Here is a 15,849-nt window from a genome sequence, read left to right as displayed (position 1 = left end):
CACAATGGGCGTGAGCCTGAGCAAGGGCGGAAATGTCTCGCTGACCAAGGAGGCCCCCGGCCTCACCGCGGTCTCGATCGGCCTCGGCTGGGACATCCGGACCACCACCGGCACCGACTTCGACCTCGACGCCAGCGCCATCGCGCTCGGCCCGGACAAGAAGGTGCTGTCCGATAATCACTTCGTGTTCTTCAACAACCTGCGTTCGCCGGAAGGCTCGATCGAGCACCTCGGCGACAACCTGACCGGCAGCGGCGACGGTGACGACGAGGTCATCAACGTCGACCTCGCGGGCACCCCCCCGACCATCGACTCGATCGTCTTCCCCGTGTCGATCTACGACGCCGAGGCCCGCTCGCAGTCGTTCGGGCAGGTCCGCAACGCCTACATCCGCGTTCTCAACCAGGCCAACGGCCAGGAGATCGCCCGCTACGACCTGAGCGAGGACGCCTCCACCGAGACCGCGATGGTCTTCGGCGAGCTGTACCGCAACGGCGCCGACTGGAAGTTCCGGGCCATCGGCCAGGGCTACGCCTCCGGCCTGCGCGGTATCGCCCAGGACTTCGGCGTCAACGTCTGACACCGCACCTCCCGGCCGGCGAGACTTCCCGTGCCCGGGTCCGGCACTCATTCAGTGCCGGGTCTGGGCACGGGAGCGCTCGCCGGTCACTCCCTCCGCAGCGTTGCGGACAACCGCTCCATCCCCGCGCGTTCACCGCGCACTTCCTGTTGCCCGCATGAAAGGCCCCGCGAACTCTCGTGGTTCTACGAATATTCGGCCTCTCCTTCGCCATCACGATCGTCTCGCTGATCGTCGCGTTCCTGTATGGCGGACCGGAGGCCCTGCTCCTCACCCTGATCCTCGGCATTCTCGAGGTCAGCCTGTCCTTCGACAACGCGGTCATCAACGCCACCGTGCTGCGCCGGATGAGCGAGTTCTGGCAGAAAATCTTCCTCACGGTCGGTGTGCTCATCGCCGTGTTCGGTATGCGTCTGGTCTTCCCGCTCGCCATCGTGTGGCTCACTGCCGGCCTCGATCCGGCCAAAGCCCTCGACCTGGCACTCAACCCGCCGGCCAACGACGCCGCGCACTTCGCCGACGGCTCACCGAGCTACGAAACGATCATCACCGACGCGCATCCGCAGATCGCGGCGTTCGGCGGCATGTTCCTGCTGATGCTGTTCCTCGGCTTCATCCTGGAGGAGAAAGAACTCACCTGGCTCACCTGGATCGAACGTCCGCTGGAGAAGATCGGCAAACTCGACCAGCTTGAGATCGTGCTGGCGATCGGCCTGCTGGTGGTCACCGCCGAATGGATCGCCCCCGACGACAAGCGCGCCACCGTCATGGTCGCCGGCGCGCTCGGCCTGATCACCTACGTCGTGGTCAACGGACTCGGCGAACTGTTCCACACCGATCAGTTCGAAGAGGACGACGAGGACGAGGCCACCGAAGACGCGAAGCCCGCTCGCAGCGGCCCGAGCGACCTGGCCAAGGCCACAGGCAAGGCCGGCTTCTTCCTGTTCCTCTACCTTGAGGTGCTCGACGCGTCGTTCTCGTTCGACGGTGTCATCGGCGCGTTCGCCATCACCGCCGATCCGATCATCATCGCGCTGGGCCTGGGCCTGATCGGCGCCATGTTCGTGCGTTCGCTGACGGTGTACCTGGTCCGCCAGGGCACCCTGTCGGAGTACGTGTACCTCGAACACGGTGCACACTGGGCGATCGGTGCGCTCGCGCTGATCCTGCTGTACTCCATCGGTACCCACGTGCCCGAGGTCGTCACCGGCCTCATCGGCGTGGTGCTGATCGGCGCGGCGCTCGTCTCGAGCATCATCCGCCGCCGCAACGAGCAGGCCAAGGAACTCACCGCGGCCTGACGCACGCATCGCGGTCACACATGAACGTCCCGCCCGGATTCGTCCGGGCGGGACGTTCATGTCTGCTCAGGAGGTGGTGACGCCGAAGCTCGCGACCGTCGCGACGAGATCGGGGTACTCGGTGCCTTCGGCCCAGAACTTCCAGGTGTCCGATTCGCGTGCCAGACGCCCGTAGACCACCGACCGGGCGTTGGGCATGCCCGAGTTGAGATTGTAGTCGGCGAGCACCTCGCCGCCGCGCCGCACGGTGATCCGGGCACCGGGTACCCGACCGAAACCGACCGCGGCGTCGTACACCGTGACCGCGACCGCGACCTGCGCGACCTGCGGGTCCATGCCGGCCAGATCGATCGTCAGGGTCTGCTCGGAGTCCTGCTTGCTGAAGCCGACCGTCCCGTCGGGAGTCACTGCGTTGTTGAAATAGACGAAGTGCTGGTTGGAGATGACCTTGCCGTCGCGGTCCAGCGCGTAGCCGGACATATCGGCGTCGTAGCCGAGCGAGGCGTCGGCGTCGACCCCGACGGTGACGGTGACCCTGTCCCGCCCTGCGCCCGGCTTGCGGCGCCGGTCCCGCGTCATATCTATCGCCATGTGCGCGTCTCCCTCACCGGATAACCCCGCGTCACCGGATAACCCCGCGGTAGGCCAGGACCCATCTGATCGGGTCCAGGCACCGGAACGGTGAGATGCCACTGCGGTGCAGCTTTTCGCCCACCGGCGGCATCCCGAGCGCCGATACCGCGAAGTATCTGTTCTCGTAGTACTGCCCGGTGACCGGGTTGCGCAGTGTCCGGAGCATCGGGCCGGCATGCAGTCGCTGCAGCAGACTCACCACCTCGGCATGCAGCAGATCGCCGTCATGCTCGTTGTACTCGGCCGGAATCAGCCCGGGATCGCGGTTGAACGCGGCGCCCGGGTTGGCCATCACCCGCCCCCACGAACTCTGTTCCACCTTCGACAATGCTTGCAGCGCATCGAATTTCGACAGCACGAGGCCGATCTTGGGGTTGCCGTGACCGATCAGCGCCATCACCTTGCGCAGCACGTCGCCGGGGTCGCCGCCGATCAGGTTGGTGGGCGGCACCAGATCCAGGAGTTGGTCGGAGATGTCGCGCACCCGCAGCGGGTCGAACAGGAACAGCACGGCGTGCGCCTGACCGAAGAACTCCCACGACGGCCCGCCGGTGTCCGCGTTCTCCAGATCCTCCCCGGCCACGTCCCGGATGACGAGGAACTGCTGTCGCTCGCCCCAGAACCCGATGTTGAAGATGAGGGGCGGCTGATGTGCGGCCGATGCTGCGGCCGGGGTGGCGGCGGCGATCCCACGTTCCTCGAACAGCGGCCGCTCGTAGTTGGCGGCGTAGGTTCGCTCGGTCACCGCGTCGGCGGGGGTGACTTCCGTGTCAACGGCCTCCAGGAACTTCTTGAGCTGCTTGATCAGCACGGCTATGTACACGGTCTTGCCGGTGTAGCGGGCCCCGGCCATCGCGATGCAGGTGGCATCGCCCCAGCGCCAGTGCTGCGGTAGTTCGTAGTGGCAGCGCGGGCACACCTCGACGACATGAGTGACGTCCCCGGGCACCGGCGACCAGGTGTGGTCGGCGTCCGGCGGCCGTCGGGCGGTACTCACGGTGCGGGTGTGTACGTCGCCGGCCGCGTACCGGGAGGCGACCGGGTTGAGTTCGACGCGTGTGTCGGCGCTGTCCGTCCAGGCGAACTCGTCGTCGGGAAGATCGTGAAAACAGCGGGGGCACTTGATCATCGGGCGGCTCCGAGGTGTCCGGTCCGACCGGACGCGGCGAGCAGTCCGGCGACCACCCGCGAGACGAGTTGCGGCTGCCCGGACAGGAATTCGCGGCCGTCCACACCGGGCGGCGGCAGCGGGCAGATCGCACCCGCGAAACCGGGACGCGCCGACACCGTGGAGTCTGAAAGTATCAGGGCCACAATGCCTTTGTTGAGGTCGACCACCCCGGTACCGTGAGTGACCACCACGGTCAGCCCCGACCTGTCGAACGGGCTGATCGCCGCGTTCACATCCACCGAGTAACCGAATCCCGACGCCGGCGGCCGTCCGAGATGCTCACCGAGTTCGCCACCGCCGAAAGCGTTCTGCCCTGCGCCGGAGGGGCCCGGAGTGGTGAGGGCGACCGGCTGCCCACCCGAGAGGACCGCCGCCAGACCGGCCACGATGTCGCCGGCCGCGGCCACCATACCGGATGCGTACAACGACGCCATCGACACCGAGGTGTCGACGACACAGCCGACGCTCACCTGATCGTCCTCGTCGACCTGATCGCGATGCAGCACCCCACGGCAGGCCGCCCGCGCCTGTGCGGCGACCGGCGGCAGCGGGGCATCGGGCACGGCGAGTTTGGTGGTGACGCTCACCGCGGCAGCGCCGGCGGGCACGAGCGTGGCCAGCTCGATGAAACTCAGGCCCGACACGTCGCGGGGTGTCAGCGCGATGACATCGGCACCCATGTCGGCCGGGTCGTCCGGGCCGAGCGTCACATGCAGGACCGTCCCCTGGTCGAACCGGTCCCGGCCGTCGGGCACTGCCGAGACCACCGTCTCCTCGTCGACGCGCGGCAGAATCAGCAGGCCGGCGGTGTGCTGGACCACCCGGACGGTCCGCCCGCCCCGGCCCTGTGCCAGCAGCCGGGCGCCACCGGTCTGGCCCCCGTCACCGATGCCGACCGATCCGGCGACGATCAGCGTTACGGCGATCGGCCTGCGCGGCAATTCCGCGGAAGCCTTGCCGTCGAGTACGAATGTGGCCATCAGCGTGGCTCCTTCCGGCTTCGGGGCGGCTGCCCCCCATCACGTACGGGATTGCCCTCACGTGCGGTGACACGAAACTCCTTGAGCCAGTCCCTGGCCGCGGCCGGATACTCGGCGAAGAACCGCTCGGCCCGCGCCGCGTACCCGCGCGCGAGGACCGGCCACACCGCATCACGCAGCGCGGTCACCGATGCGGGCAGCGGATAGCCATCGGCGGCCAGTGTCTCGATGATCCGGTCCGACCAGGTCGCCAGGCCCGGAACGTCGATCAGTGTGCGCACCGGCGGTTTTCCGTCGATGCGGCCGAGCAGCGACTGGGCCACCAGCAGGTCCACGTCGACGATGCCACGGCGGATCAGGTGCAGCAGGAACGGCGACACGTACCGGCGATCCGGGGTGAGTGCCCCCAGCGACGGTGTCCCCGGCCCCGACGGCGGTGCCCAGGGCTCACCGGCGAGCTGACCGACCACATATCCGGTACAGATGGCCAGGGCCAGGTCGGGTGCGCAGCGCCGCTCCGAAACGATGCCCTCCGCCACGCAGATCTCCACCGCCGCAAGCAATTCGGCGCGTGTCAGGGGCACACTGTCCGGTTCGGTGCACAATCGGCGCAGCATCGCGGCGGCGAGCGTCCCGTCGGTGATCCCGGCCTCCCGGACGTGCCCACGATCACCGGCGATGACCTGTTCGAACAGTCGGTGATCGGCCGGCCCGGTCAGCACCGGTGCACGCAGCAACGCCGAGCCCGTCCGGGCGGGCTCCCGGCTCGACCAATCCAGCAGATCCTCGACATCGGGACATTCGAGACCGACGATCCCGGCGACGACTGCGCGACAGTCCTCGTCGCTGTAACGGTCCGAGGAGAGAGTGAACTCTATTGCCGCCGTGGCCCATTCGCGCCGGACAGCGCGATCGGCCTGCGCGGTCTCCGGGGCCGCGAGCACCTGCACCGCGGCGAAAGGATACAGATACGCGTCGGCCGGGGTGGGGTTGGCCGGCACCGGAATCACCTGTCCGGCAATATCACCCGAACCGGCGGGGGCGTCCTCGAAGATCCACGACCACCCGGCGAAGCGGATCGACCGCAGATAGTCGACCGGATACTGGGCAAGTATCGGACGCAGATAGCGCGCCCGTACGTCAGGCCCGATGATGTGCACGCCGAAGTTGCCGGGCCAGCGATCGGGCGGCGCCCAGAAGAAGTCCCGGAGCCCGCCGGCGTCCAGAGCCGCGGCGAGTTCGCCGGTGACCCTGGTGAATTCGCTTCCACGCCGGCCCACCCTGTCGATGACCTCGGCCAGTCGCAGACCCTCGATCATTTGTTCGGCGGGTTCGGCCGATCCGCTTCGGGCGGCCAGTTCGGCGATGCGTTCGTCGAGCGCGGGGCGCAGCGCGGCCAGGTCGACCGCCCGCGCATCCGGCACCGATTCCACAGGCCCCCAGGCGATCCACTGGGCATCGGCGAGCGCAGCGGTCAGGAACTGCGCACCGATCGCCTCCACCGGCCTGCTGTTCCGGTGCGCCTCGACGAACCTGGTCAAGAGTTGGTCGGCGGTCAGCGGGTGGCTCATGCGGGCCTTGCCGACGCGTTGCGCCGCCCATGGCACTCGATCCACGCCGTCGGGTGCGTCGTCGGCGATCACCTTGAGCGCATCGGCATGGAACTCGGCCAGATCCGCATCCTCCTCGACGGCGATCGCCAACGGCCACAACGGCGTCAGCGTGTCGTCGGCGAACTCCTCCGAGATCTGCTCACAGCGGGCGAGTACCCGGATCGCGATCTCCTCGTCGGCCAGTACCCCCTCGGCGAGCGTCGAGAGCACGCCGACCGGCACCTGTCCCCGGGCCACCCGGTGCACCGAGCCCAGGTCGCCCAGGTCGGGCACCTCGCTCTCGTCGATGACGACCGCTCCGGCCGGTCGGCCGGGCTCCGGCTCGGCGCCGTGGGCCATCGCGATCAGGTGCACACCACGGCTGACGTCGATCTCGGCGTAGTCGGGGCCGTCGTGGGTGGTCCACGAGAACCCCTGCGTAACCTGAAGCGGCAGAAAGAAACTCACCGCCGCAATCCACTGGGCCGAGTTCTCGCGGCCGTCGGTCAGCAGCACCACCGATGGTCCGCCGGAGATCGCCTGGGCGACAGCGTCGAGCAGCACCCGGAACACCCCCTGACGGTCGATGTCGCGGCCGAGCAGAAACTCCACTGCCGACACCACATTGATGTCGGGGTTGGGCCGCGGCAGCTCCGGACCCGCGAGGGTGGCCGCGGCCACGTGCGCCTGCCCGTAAGGCACCAGCCAGTCCGGCGAACGCCAGCGGACGATGGGCCGGTCGGCGCGCGCGGCGATCGGCCGCCGGTCCAGCGCCACGTGCGCGAACACGTTGCCGGGCCGCCCCGAGGCATCGCGACCGGCGTCGACGGTGTGCCAGTAGGCACCCACCCCGCCGATCACCTGATAGCTCAATCTCCTGGGGCGAGAATCGATCTGGTCCTGATCGGGAAACCGCGGCAGCCGCGGCTCGAGATCGAATGCCGTGACGATTCGCTTGACCAGGCTCTCCCGCTCGCTCTGGGACAGGTGCCCGGTGACCTCTTTGATCTGCCACCCGCCCGGACCCGTGCCGGTATCGAAACTGGTGTATGTCAACTGGGCGGCAGAGCGCGCTGCCGCGGCCGGCCGCGGCGTGGTGACGGGTGCCTTCGTGCTGTCCATGACCGGGCTACCTCTGCATTCCGGGCGTCTGGTGTGGTTGCGGGGACCGGTCCGGGATGAACAGGTGATTCATCGGCGGGTCGAAGAGCGCGACCGCGCGGGGCCGCCGGGTGTCGGTGGCGAACAATCGTAGATAGCCGCGTAGCCCGCTGGTGTCGAACGTCCACTCCGTACCGATGGCCCGGCCCTCCTTGAGGACTCCGTTGAACCGGCAATGCGGCACCGAACCGGTCGGTGAATCGAGCAGAATCGCTTGTCCGTCCTGCGGTTCGAGAGGCAGCCGCTGCTGATTGTTCACCAGCACCAGCGCCGGCGGTGATTCGATGTCGTTGTGCGACCGCAGAATCAGCCGCAACCGTCGCGATCCGGGGGCCACCGTGTCGAACCAGTAATCGAGGCGTTCGAGACCCGGATATGCCAGCGAGGTAATCTCCCCGCGGATTGTCTCACCACGCGAATAGGCCACCGGCACAAGACAAACCTGGCATCCCGACCAGTGCAGCAGACGTGGCCGGAAGGTGAGCGCGCCGTCGCGTTCGTGGACCTGCTTGGTGATCTCCGCCGCCGGATGCTGCGCGCATACCTGCTCCGGCGGCAACGACATCGAGCCGACGAACGCCTGCACCGCCGCTGCCCCCGCCGGCCAGCCGAAGGTGGCGAGCTGGGTGTGATACCGCTCAACGATCCGCGGTTCTTGCACCGCGGCAAGGGGTCTGGTGTGCACACGGGTGGTGCCGACCCGGACCCGGTTGCCCGACACCGTGACCGGCGTGATGTAGGCGCGTTCCCAGTTGGGCGGCCAGATGACCCCGACCATCTGCGATCGCTCCGGATCGAGCGCAACGATCGGATCCTTGATGAGGTTGTCGTCGACGAATCCCTCTGCGGCGATGACGGATTCGTCCCGGTCCTCACTGCCCAGGCCGGCGGTCGGCTCGGCGGGGAACCGGTAGATCCGTACATTCTGACCCGCATCCGGTGTGGTCCAGCGCAATCCGAAGGTACTACGGTCCTCGCCCATCTCCACATGCAGATCGGTGATGGGCTTGAGCTCCACGGGCACAAGGATTTCCAGCTGCCGTGGCCGGGACAGCCGGACCGTGCCGGCGAGGTCGACCTCGGCGACGGCCCGGTACAGGAACCGGCGTCCGCGGGCGGCGCCGGTATCGACGAAGCCGGTCAGGTTGGGTGCGCCCACACAGATCTGGTTACGCGGATTGCCGACCGCCGGCCCCGAACCGTCGAGCGGAATCCGGAACACCTGCACCGCACGGGTTCCCGGAAACACCGTCCACCGCCCGATGATCCGGCCACCGTCCTCGGTGAGGGTCATCGAGTCGACGGGGCTCACCTCGTGGCCGACCGCCCACCGCACCGGCTGCTGTGCGCATGCCGACGCCACGTCGGCGCCGACATGGCACCACACCTCGAACAGCCGCACCGCCGAACTCAGGAACCGGCCGTCGGCCAGGGACGTCGATGACGTCGCGGCCAGCAGCTCGCCGGCCTCGGGCCGGTAGATCGACGGCGGAGCGGCACCGGACCCGTCCGCCGACACCACCCGGTACACGACCACCTCACCGGCCCGCGCGGGCCACGGATTCCACGACAGTGCAACCCCGTCGGCGTCCGGGGCGATGGTGATCCGGCCGGGTTCGACGTCGGTCTCGGGATAGTCGTAGTCGCAGAAGTCGGCGTGTGTCAGATTCAGCACGCCGCCTTGTGTACGCGGTTCCGACGGTGCCGGACGCGTCTGTGCGGGGACGGGTTCGGGTGGCCGCGACGTGGCGGGCACGGGCGACGTGCGCGGTGCGGTCGGTGTATCCGGTTCCGACTCACCGAATCGGGCGAACACCGCGGCGATCTCGCCGGCCAGCCCTTTGGCCTGGCCGGGCAGTTTCACCCGGATGACGTCCTCGCCGGTCTGGTTGTACTTGACCAGGTTGCGCAGGGTGATGTCCTTGATGGCCTCCGCACCGTCGACACCGGCGGCGATCTGCGCGGACCGCCAGTCGATGAGCGCCTGGAAGATCAGGGTCTCGCGGTCGACGACCCGGGGTTCGGGCTCCGGCTCTGACGGCAGCACCTCAGCCGGGAATGCCTGAGCCGGTGGTACGCCCGGTGGCGTGCGCAGTGCGTCGGGCAGGAACTCGACGGCCGCCGCCGCGACCACCCCGAGACGCACCTGGAGAAGCAGGTGGTCGACGGTCGGGCGCCAGGCCAGTTCCACCGGGTCCGTCCCCGCCCGCCACCAATCGGCGGGACTACGCGAGATCTCCACCAACCGCGCCGGGTCCGGTACCGTCAGGCCCCGGTCGGCGGCCTCACGCGACCACCGGATCAGGACGTCGAGGTTGCCGTCGTTGCCGGAAGTCATGTCAGAACTCGAATCCCTTTCCGAGGTCCGGGGCCCGGAACTCGTCGGACGGGCCGGTGGCCGGCTTGAACAGCGGTGGTGGACCCGAATCGGGAGCGCGGCCCGCCTCGGTCGTCCATTCCGCAGCAGCGGCGACCGGTCCGGAGCGAATCTGATCGGGCACCAGAGCATCACTGAATTGGGTTGCCGCGCAGATGATTCCCAATCCCAGGCGCGCGCTGTGCCGGACGTCGGTGGCCACCCGCGCACCCGACCCGGTGATCGCGGTGTCGGTGAGCAGCGTCGTGGGGAACGATCCAGCGGGTGCGGCGGGCCGGTCGAGCCCGGCCAGGAAGTCGCCGACCGGCACCCGCGGGCCACCGGCGACCGCGACACTACCCACCAGTTTCCCGGCCAGCCCCGCCATCGGCCCGCCGAGCAGACTCAGCGACTCCTGCCACACCAGTTCGGCACCGGTGGAGGTGATGACGCCGTCGAACAGGTCCGACGACCAGCGGTCCAGGCCCGAACCCGTCTTGCGGCCCGGGTCGGTCCACAACGGCGAAGCGGTGGAGGAGAATTCGTAGCCGAACTGCTGTGGGGTGGCCACCGCGAGCATCTTGTCCCACGACTGGGTCAGCCAGCCCGGATGGAACAGGTCACGGCGCAGATAGCCCGCGGCCGTCGCCGTCTCCGCGTCGTCGGGCACCACCGAGCCCAGTCCCGCGGCCATCGGCAGACCCCACGCGACCGGGACCGGCTCCGGGTCGGCGTGGGTGTCGGGGCCGAGTGGTCCGGCGAGGAAACCTCCGATGGCCCGGCTCCACGACAGGAACTGCCCGTACGCGCGGGAGAGCCGGCGCAGATCGGCCGATGCCGTCAGCAGGTTCTGCTGATCGATCCGTTGCTCGCTGGTCACCGACTTACGCTGATGGATCAGGGCGAACAGTTTGCGCTGGACGTTGACGAATGCCACGGCCAAGCAGACCAGCGCCGCGACCACCGAACCGGCGACGATTCCGACGGCCGTCCAGGCGCCGATGACCTCCTTGTAGCCGAAGTAGCCGACCACCGCGGCCAGGATCACCAGCACCACGACCGTCACCTGTACCCAGCGGGCCAGTCGCAGGTCACTCGGCGGGGCCTCCGGGGCGGGCCGCGCGTTGCGCAGCTTCTCCCACAGGTACGCGACCTCCTGCTTGCAGTCGCTGAAGGCCTGCGCGAGAGCGGCACCGGCCTGCACGCCGAAACTGCGGGCGTGACCGTACTGCCACTCACCCAGCGCGGCCAGCGTCGACCCCGCTGCCAGACCGAGATCCGGGTTGCGCTGCAACTCGGTGAGCCGCTGGCGCAGGTCGATGATGCCGAGCGCGTCCGTGGCGTCGACGCCGTCGAAACCCACCGCCGCGGCGATGACACCTGGTATTTCGGTGAACCGCGCCTCGATCCCGGGCACCGCGTCCGCGGCGCCCGGCACGATCCCGCGCGCCGCGCCCACCCGGATCGGTGGGAGCTCGTTGGACCGCTCGCCCGCGTCACCGAGCGTCATCGCCGCGCGGGCGTAGTCCTGCCACACCCCCGACAGGTCCGCGGCCGCCTCGTGCACCGGGTGGTGGCCCGTGGTGTCACCGAACTGCCCTCCGGCGAGGGTGTCGCTCAGATGCCCCGAGGCGGCGCCGACCTCGGCCCAGCCCGCGTGCCGTCCGTCGGCACTCCGCCCCCGCACGACCACCTCGTAGGCGGCATTGCCCTCGGAGAAGACGGCCTGCTGCACCTGTGCGGCCATCCGGCCCGCAGCGTTGCTGACCATCCTGTTGTACCAGGACGACGGCGCATTCTTGATCGCCGCCCACAGGAAACCGAAGAACAGCTTCAGCGCCGCCCACCCGCTCAACGCCTCGACGGTCTCGGTCTCATACGCAAGCCGCGGGCCGCGCAGGACGTCACCATGCTTGCGCCACAACGCGTTCGCCATCGAATGGGACGCGAGCCCCACGTCGTCGACGTAGACCACGCGGGTGCGTTGATCGCCGGGCAACGGGAACTGCCCGCCCTGCGCCAGCACCTGATGCCGCAGCGCGGCTTCGGCGGCTGTGGTGTCCAGCCTTCGATAGTACGAACGGGCCAGTCGCACAACGCGACCCGGAAGAACGGCGGCGTCGTCGAGCGGGGCGTGGGACAGCCCCGACCACAGGCCGCACAGACCGGCGAGCACGGGTGCGGCGGTGCGGCCCAGGCTAGCCGGCGACGGATCTGCGGCAGTGGGCACCCGGCCGAAGTCGGGACCGCGCGAATCCTCCGGGGAGACGATGATGTTGTGCCAGCCCTCGACGACGGCGCCGTGGATGTCGGTCGCGCAGCCCTGCGGCCCGGTCAGCAGACAGCGGATCCGCACCACCGCGCCGGCCGCCGTCGCCGTGGCCAGCGCCGACACCGCCGACAGCTCCGCCGGGATCGACAGCCTGCGGTCACCCGCATAGGCGGGAACCAGCGAACACACCCGCAGCATCGTGGTGCGCTGCGTGGTGACGAACTGGTCGAGCCGCACGTCCGCGGCCAGTCCGCCCTCGACCACCGTGAGCCTGTCGGTCGGGACGTCGGCCGGCGGATCGGCGATCCAGCCGAACCGCTCGATGAGTCCGGCGGCCGACAGGTCACCGAGCGCGGCCAGCACACCGTCGGCACGGCCGGCCGGCGCGATGAATACGGTGAACGCCGACATCAGAGCATCCCTCCGAGCGGACCGTCGAATCCGGAACCGAACTTGGGCGCGCTCCAATCGTCGCCCTGCGCAGTGGGCACCGGCCCGATCCCCTCCTGCTGAACGGGCCGTTTGGCGGCGGCCGCCGCCGACGGCAGCAGAGTGATCAATTCGTTTGCGGCCCAATACACATCGGGTGCCAGATCACGGAAGAACGGGGTCTTGGACGCCTGGGCGCGAACACCGATCACCGAGAACACGCCGCCGCCGCGGGCCGGTGGCTGCCCCGCCGCGCTCACGTCGCCGGGCTTCATGAAGTGCTCGGAGACGAAGTTCGCGTAGTCCCGCAGGTAGGTACCGGCCCGTTCCGCCCGTTCGTCGATGCTCGCCTTTTCCCCCGTGTCCTTGACCACCGACGCCAGGCCGGTTCCCGAGTCACCGGTCCGCAGCCAGTCCGCGAGGTTACGGTGGCCGGCGAGCAGGCTGCGCGCATCCGGTCCGGTGGTGGCGTTCTCCTGCGCACTGTCGAAGATGTGGCGCAGCGCCCGGTACGGCGCCATCGAGGTCATCACCGGCGGCTGATGCGACTGCGCGATGGCCAGCAGTACGGATTCGAGAACCGCAGGCAGCCAGTCATATTCGGCGAGGAACTCCGACGGCGGGGTCAGCAGGGGGTGCGGGAACGACAGCCACTGCCGGTTCTCCGCATCCCACACCCGCACCGGCTGGGTGAACGGCGGCTCGGGGGTGCGGACGAATCCGACGACCCGACCCAGCAGCCACCCGGCCACCATCGCGCGCCGCTCCGCCTCGTGCATCGGCAGGCTCGCCTCCAGCGGGCGGGCCCGCCGGTACGTCCAGAACGCCGACCGTTCGGCGGGTGATGCCGCGAGCCACTGGCGTGCCGCCGGTTCGACCACCGATTCATAGGCCAGCGGCGAATAGTTGGGGTACGAGCCGAAGATATCGATGCGTTTGATGTTGCGTTCGTCGGTGAGTGCGTTCCCGAACGCCGCGGCGCTGTTGGAGTCGACGCGGATCCGTTGGGCCAGTGCGGTTCCCAATCGGTCGCCGAGTTCGAGTCCATGGAACGGCACGGCAGAGAACTTGTAGCGGTACACCATCTCCGACACCCCGTGGATGGCCTGCATGGCGTTCTCGTTGACGCTCGCGAGCGGACGCGCCAGGTCGACGGCCTCCCCGAACCGCAGCAGCAAATCCTGTCTGCGGGTATGCAATTCGGTCTCGGGCACCCGGCTTTCCGCGCCGGTCACGTACTCGCGCAACGACACCGCGCAGAACCGGTCGAACGACTCGCCCGTGCGGGCAATGAATTCCCTTGCTCTGCTGAGAATTTCGGCCGGCGAGGTATGTACCTTGTAGGCGGTGGGGGCGGCGATGAGGGTCTCGCCGGTCTCCGGATGCCGCGGGAACGCCCGCGACACCCACGCCGTCGTGCGTTCGACGACCGGACACGTCTCGCTCGGCGACCGCGTGCCGCCGACGGTGGTCCACGAACCGGTGATCACGTGCATCGACGCCCGCGTCACCGCGGTGCCGAACGCCTGGATGTCGACCGACGTCAACCCCACCGAACTGGGCAGGTCGATCTCGTAGCGCTGCTTGAACTCCGCGGACCGGGTCAGCATCACCTCGTTGTCGGCCTCGGCGAACCGTTCGGAGACGCGCTCGTCGGCGTCCGACGGCCAGGCCGCGTACTCATCGGTCTGCAGGTGCGCCAGACCCGACTCGCGGCGTGGAGCGGCGGCGGCCCGGCGCAGCAGCGACTGCGATTCGTTGAGCGCTGCGATCATCGGCTCGATGGCCTCGTTGACCAATGCCCCTGCGGCGGTGGATATCTGATAGGACAGCGCCGCGTAGATCTCCTGGGTGATCGTGGCCTGCAACCCGGCGAAGACCTGCTCGGACACCGCACCCGTAGTGGCCAGAGTGCCCTTGAGCGAGGCGAGGGTGCGTTTGACCTCGGGCGTGGCCTCGACGACATCGGCCGGGGCATAGCCGGACAGATTGTAGGTCTCGGGCATCACCACGTCCTGCAACATGCGTGAGATCCTCTTGACAAGACCTGTGGCATAAGGTAATCCGAGCGTGGCGAGCGCATGGGTGACGGCATGTTCGAGCGCCGCCGCCAGCCGCTGCTGCCAGTGGTAGGCGATCGCATACGCGGCCGAGGCGGCATCGCTCTTGATCGTCTCGCGCTGCTCGGCCAGCACCCGGTACACCTGCGCGGCCCACTGCTCGCCGTTGACGCCCGGCGAGGTGTCCAGCCGCGGGCGCACCGTCTGGTTGACGATGGCCGCCGCATGCTGGTTGACCTGCTGGGTGGGCAGCACCACGTTCGAGAGCCACTGCGCGGTACCCGACGTGGTGCCCGCCCCGGCCAGGCCCAGTCCGCGGCAGATGTTGTCCCACTGATTGTCGAGGGCGGCGCCCACCTGCTCCTCGTCGGAGGCGGTGTTGCCCGGCCGCAAATGCCCGTGCAGGAGCCGGTCGGCACTACTGCGCGCCAGGCGCTGGGCGGCGTACTCGGCGTACCGGTCGCGGCCCATACTCAGGCTCGCGAAACCGAAAGTGCCCCAAGGGATGTTGTTCCACTGCCGGTTGCCCCAGCCCAGATACTCCAGCGAACCCTGATCGCCCACGCCGTTGGTGAGGTCCCACTCGACGAACTGCTGCATCGCCGGCGCCGACAGGGTCAGACCGGCCAGACCACGCCCCAGACCCCGGTACACCGCGTCCGGGGTGCCGTCACCGAACACGGTGCGCTGGGCACCCACGTAGCGGCCGACCGGGAACACACGGGCGAACGGGATCCGGGCGCCCTCGCCGTGTTCGTGACCGAGCGCCCGCAGCAGCTCCACGTCGGAGCGGCGGGCCGACCCGGTCTGCGCGGCGACGATCTCACCGAGCATCGCCAGCGCGTTGGCCCGGGTGCCGGTGACCGCCGACGGCGGTAGCGTCTCGAAGATGTCCGGGGTCACCATGAACACGGCCATCAGCCGCGGATCCACCCCCTGCACCAGCGTCAGGACACGGCAGATGTCCAGGGCCATCGACGCACCCGCACCGCCGGCCATCGACGACACCACCAGTACCAGCGGCTGATCGTCGGGACGGTAGGCCCCGGCGCCCGGGATGTGCAGCGACCGCATCTCGGTGTCGGTGGACGTCAGGTACAGCTGATCCCACGCCCGCTGCAACGAATCGCGCACCTGCCCGACGCGGCTGAGCGTGATCATCCGGCCCAGCGCCCGGTACTGGCCCGCACCCGTCGACAGCGGCGTGTACACCGTGTCGGGTTCGCGGGGCGCCCAGGTGGCGATGGTGTCGAGTTGCTGACCGGCGGCCAGGCGCTGCGAAAGCGCGTTGTCGAGAACCTTGTAGCTGTCGCT

Annotated in this window: 9 protein-coding genes; 2 read left to right on the top strand and 7 right to left on the bottom strand. The window is 68.9% G+C overall.

Annotation, left to right across the window (positions count from 1 at the left end):
* The first annotated feature begins 4 nt into the window (after window positions 1-4).
* Together Q0627_RS12130 and Q0627_RS12125 are read left to right on the top strand one after the other, a co-directional pair.
* Window positions 5-580 carry a TerD family protein gene (locus Q0627_RS12130; RefSeq protein WP_291019216.1) on the top strand — a complete coding sequence of 192 codons (576 nt, stop codon included), beginning with the start codon at window positions 5-7 and terminating at the stop codon, window positions 578-580.
* Window positions 581-759: 179 nt separating this feature from the next.
* A complete protein-coding gene (locus tag Q0627_RS12125; RefSeq protein WP_291019219.1) occupies window positions 760-1,881 on the top strand; it encodes a DUF475 domain-containing protein in 1,122 nt (373 codons plus the stop codon).
* Window positions 1,882-1,947: 66 nt separating this feature from the next.
* Here the strand turns inward: Q0627_RS12125 and Q0627_RS12120 are convergent, their stop codons facing one another.
* The 7 genes from Q0627_RS12120 to Q0627_RS12090 all read right to left on the bottom strand — a co-directional run.
* Window positions 1,948-2,472: a TerD family protein gene (locus Q0627_RS12120; protein WP_291019221.1), complete on the bottom strand. Its 525-nt coding sequence runs from the start codon at window positions 2,470-2,472 to the stop codon at window positions 1,948-1,950.
* A gap of 31 nt (window positions 2,473-2,503) precedes the next feature.
* Window positions 2,504-3,643 carry a hypothetical protein gene (locus Q0627_RS12115; protein WP_291019223.1) on the bottom strand — a complete coding sequence of 380 codons (1,140 nt, stop codon included), beginning with the start codon at window positions 3,641-3,643 and terminating at the stop codon, window positions 2,504-2,506.
* A complete protein-coding gene (locus tag Q0627_RS12110) occupies window positions 3,640-4,665 on the bottom strand; it encodes a hypothetical protein (RefSeq protein ID WP_298810162.1) in 1,026 nt (341 codons plus the stop codon). The genes Q0627_RS12115 and Q0627_RS12110 overlap by 4 nt, the downstream gene beginning before the upstream one ends.
* Entirely contained in the window at window positions 4,665-7,379 is a 2,715-nt protein-coding gene (locus Q0627_RS12105) for a hypothetical protein (protein ID WP_298810160.1), read from the bottom strand. Before Q0627_RS12105 ends, Q0627_RS12110 begins: the two co-directional genes overlap by 1 nt.
* 7 nt (window positions 7,380-7,386) lie before the next feature.
* Window positions 7,387-9,756: a hypothetical protein gene (locus tag Q0627_RS12100; protein WP_298810158.1), complete on the bottom strand. Its 2,370-nt coding sequence runs from the start codon at window positions 9,754-9,756 to the stop codon at window positions 7,387-7,389.
* A 1-nt stretch (window position 9,757) separates the two neighbouring features.
* Complete coding sequence (locus Q0627_RS12095; RefSeq protein ID WP_298810155.1) at window positions 9,758-12,457, bottom strand: hypothetical protein; 2,700 nt, start codon at window positions 12,455-12,457, stop codon at window positions 9,758-9,760.
* Window positions 12,457-15,849: tubulin-like doman-containing protein (locus tag Q0627_RS12090; RefSeq protein ID WP_298810151.1), on the bottom strand; the 3,393-nt coding region annotated here is incomplete at its 5' end. The genes Q0627_RS12090 and Q0627_RS12095, both read right to left, overlap by 1 nt.

This window comes from uncultured Gordonia sp., from assembly GCF_937858515.1.
GTDB lineage: Bacteria > Actinomycetota > Actinomycetes > Mycobacteriales > Mycobacteriaceae > Gordonia.
This window is presented reverse-complemented; position numbering and strand designations above follow the sequence as displayed.

Coding starts and splice junctions, on each gene's coding strand:
- Q0627_RS12130 (WP_291019216.1), top strand. CDS start 5: ATGGGCGTGAGCCTGAGCAAGGGCGGAAATGTCTCGCTGACCAAGGAG.
- Q0627_RS12120 (WP_291019221.1), bottom strand. CDS start 2,472: ATGGCGATAGATATGACGCGGGACCGGCGCCGCAAGCCGGGCGCAGGG.
- Q0627_RS12115 (WP_291019223.1), bottom strand. CDS start 3,643: ATGATCAAGTGCCCCCGCTGTTTTCACGATCTTCCCGACGACGAGTTC.
- Q0627_RS12110 (WP_298810162.1), bottom strand. CDS start 4,665: ATGGCCACATTCGTACTCGACGGCAAGGCTTCCGCGGAATTGCCGCGC.
- Q0627_RS12105 (WP_298810160.1), bottom strand. CDS start 7,379: ATGGACAGCACGAAGGCACCCGTCACCACGCCGCGGCCGGCCGCGGCA.
- Q0627_RS12100 (WP_298810158.1), bottom strand. CDS start 9,756: ATGACTTCCGGCAACGACGGCAACCTCGACGTCCTGATCCGGTGGTCG.
- Q0627_RS12095 (WP_298810155.1), bottom strand. CDS start 12,457: ATGTCGGCGTTCACCGTATTCATCGCGCCGGCCGGCCGTGCCGACGGT.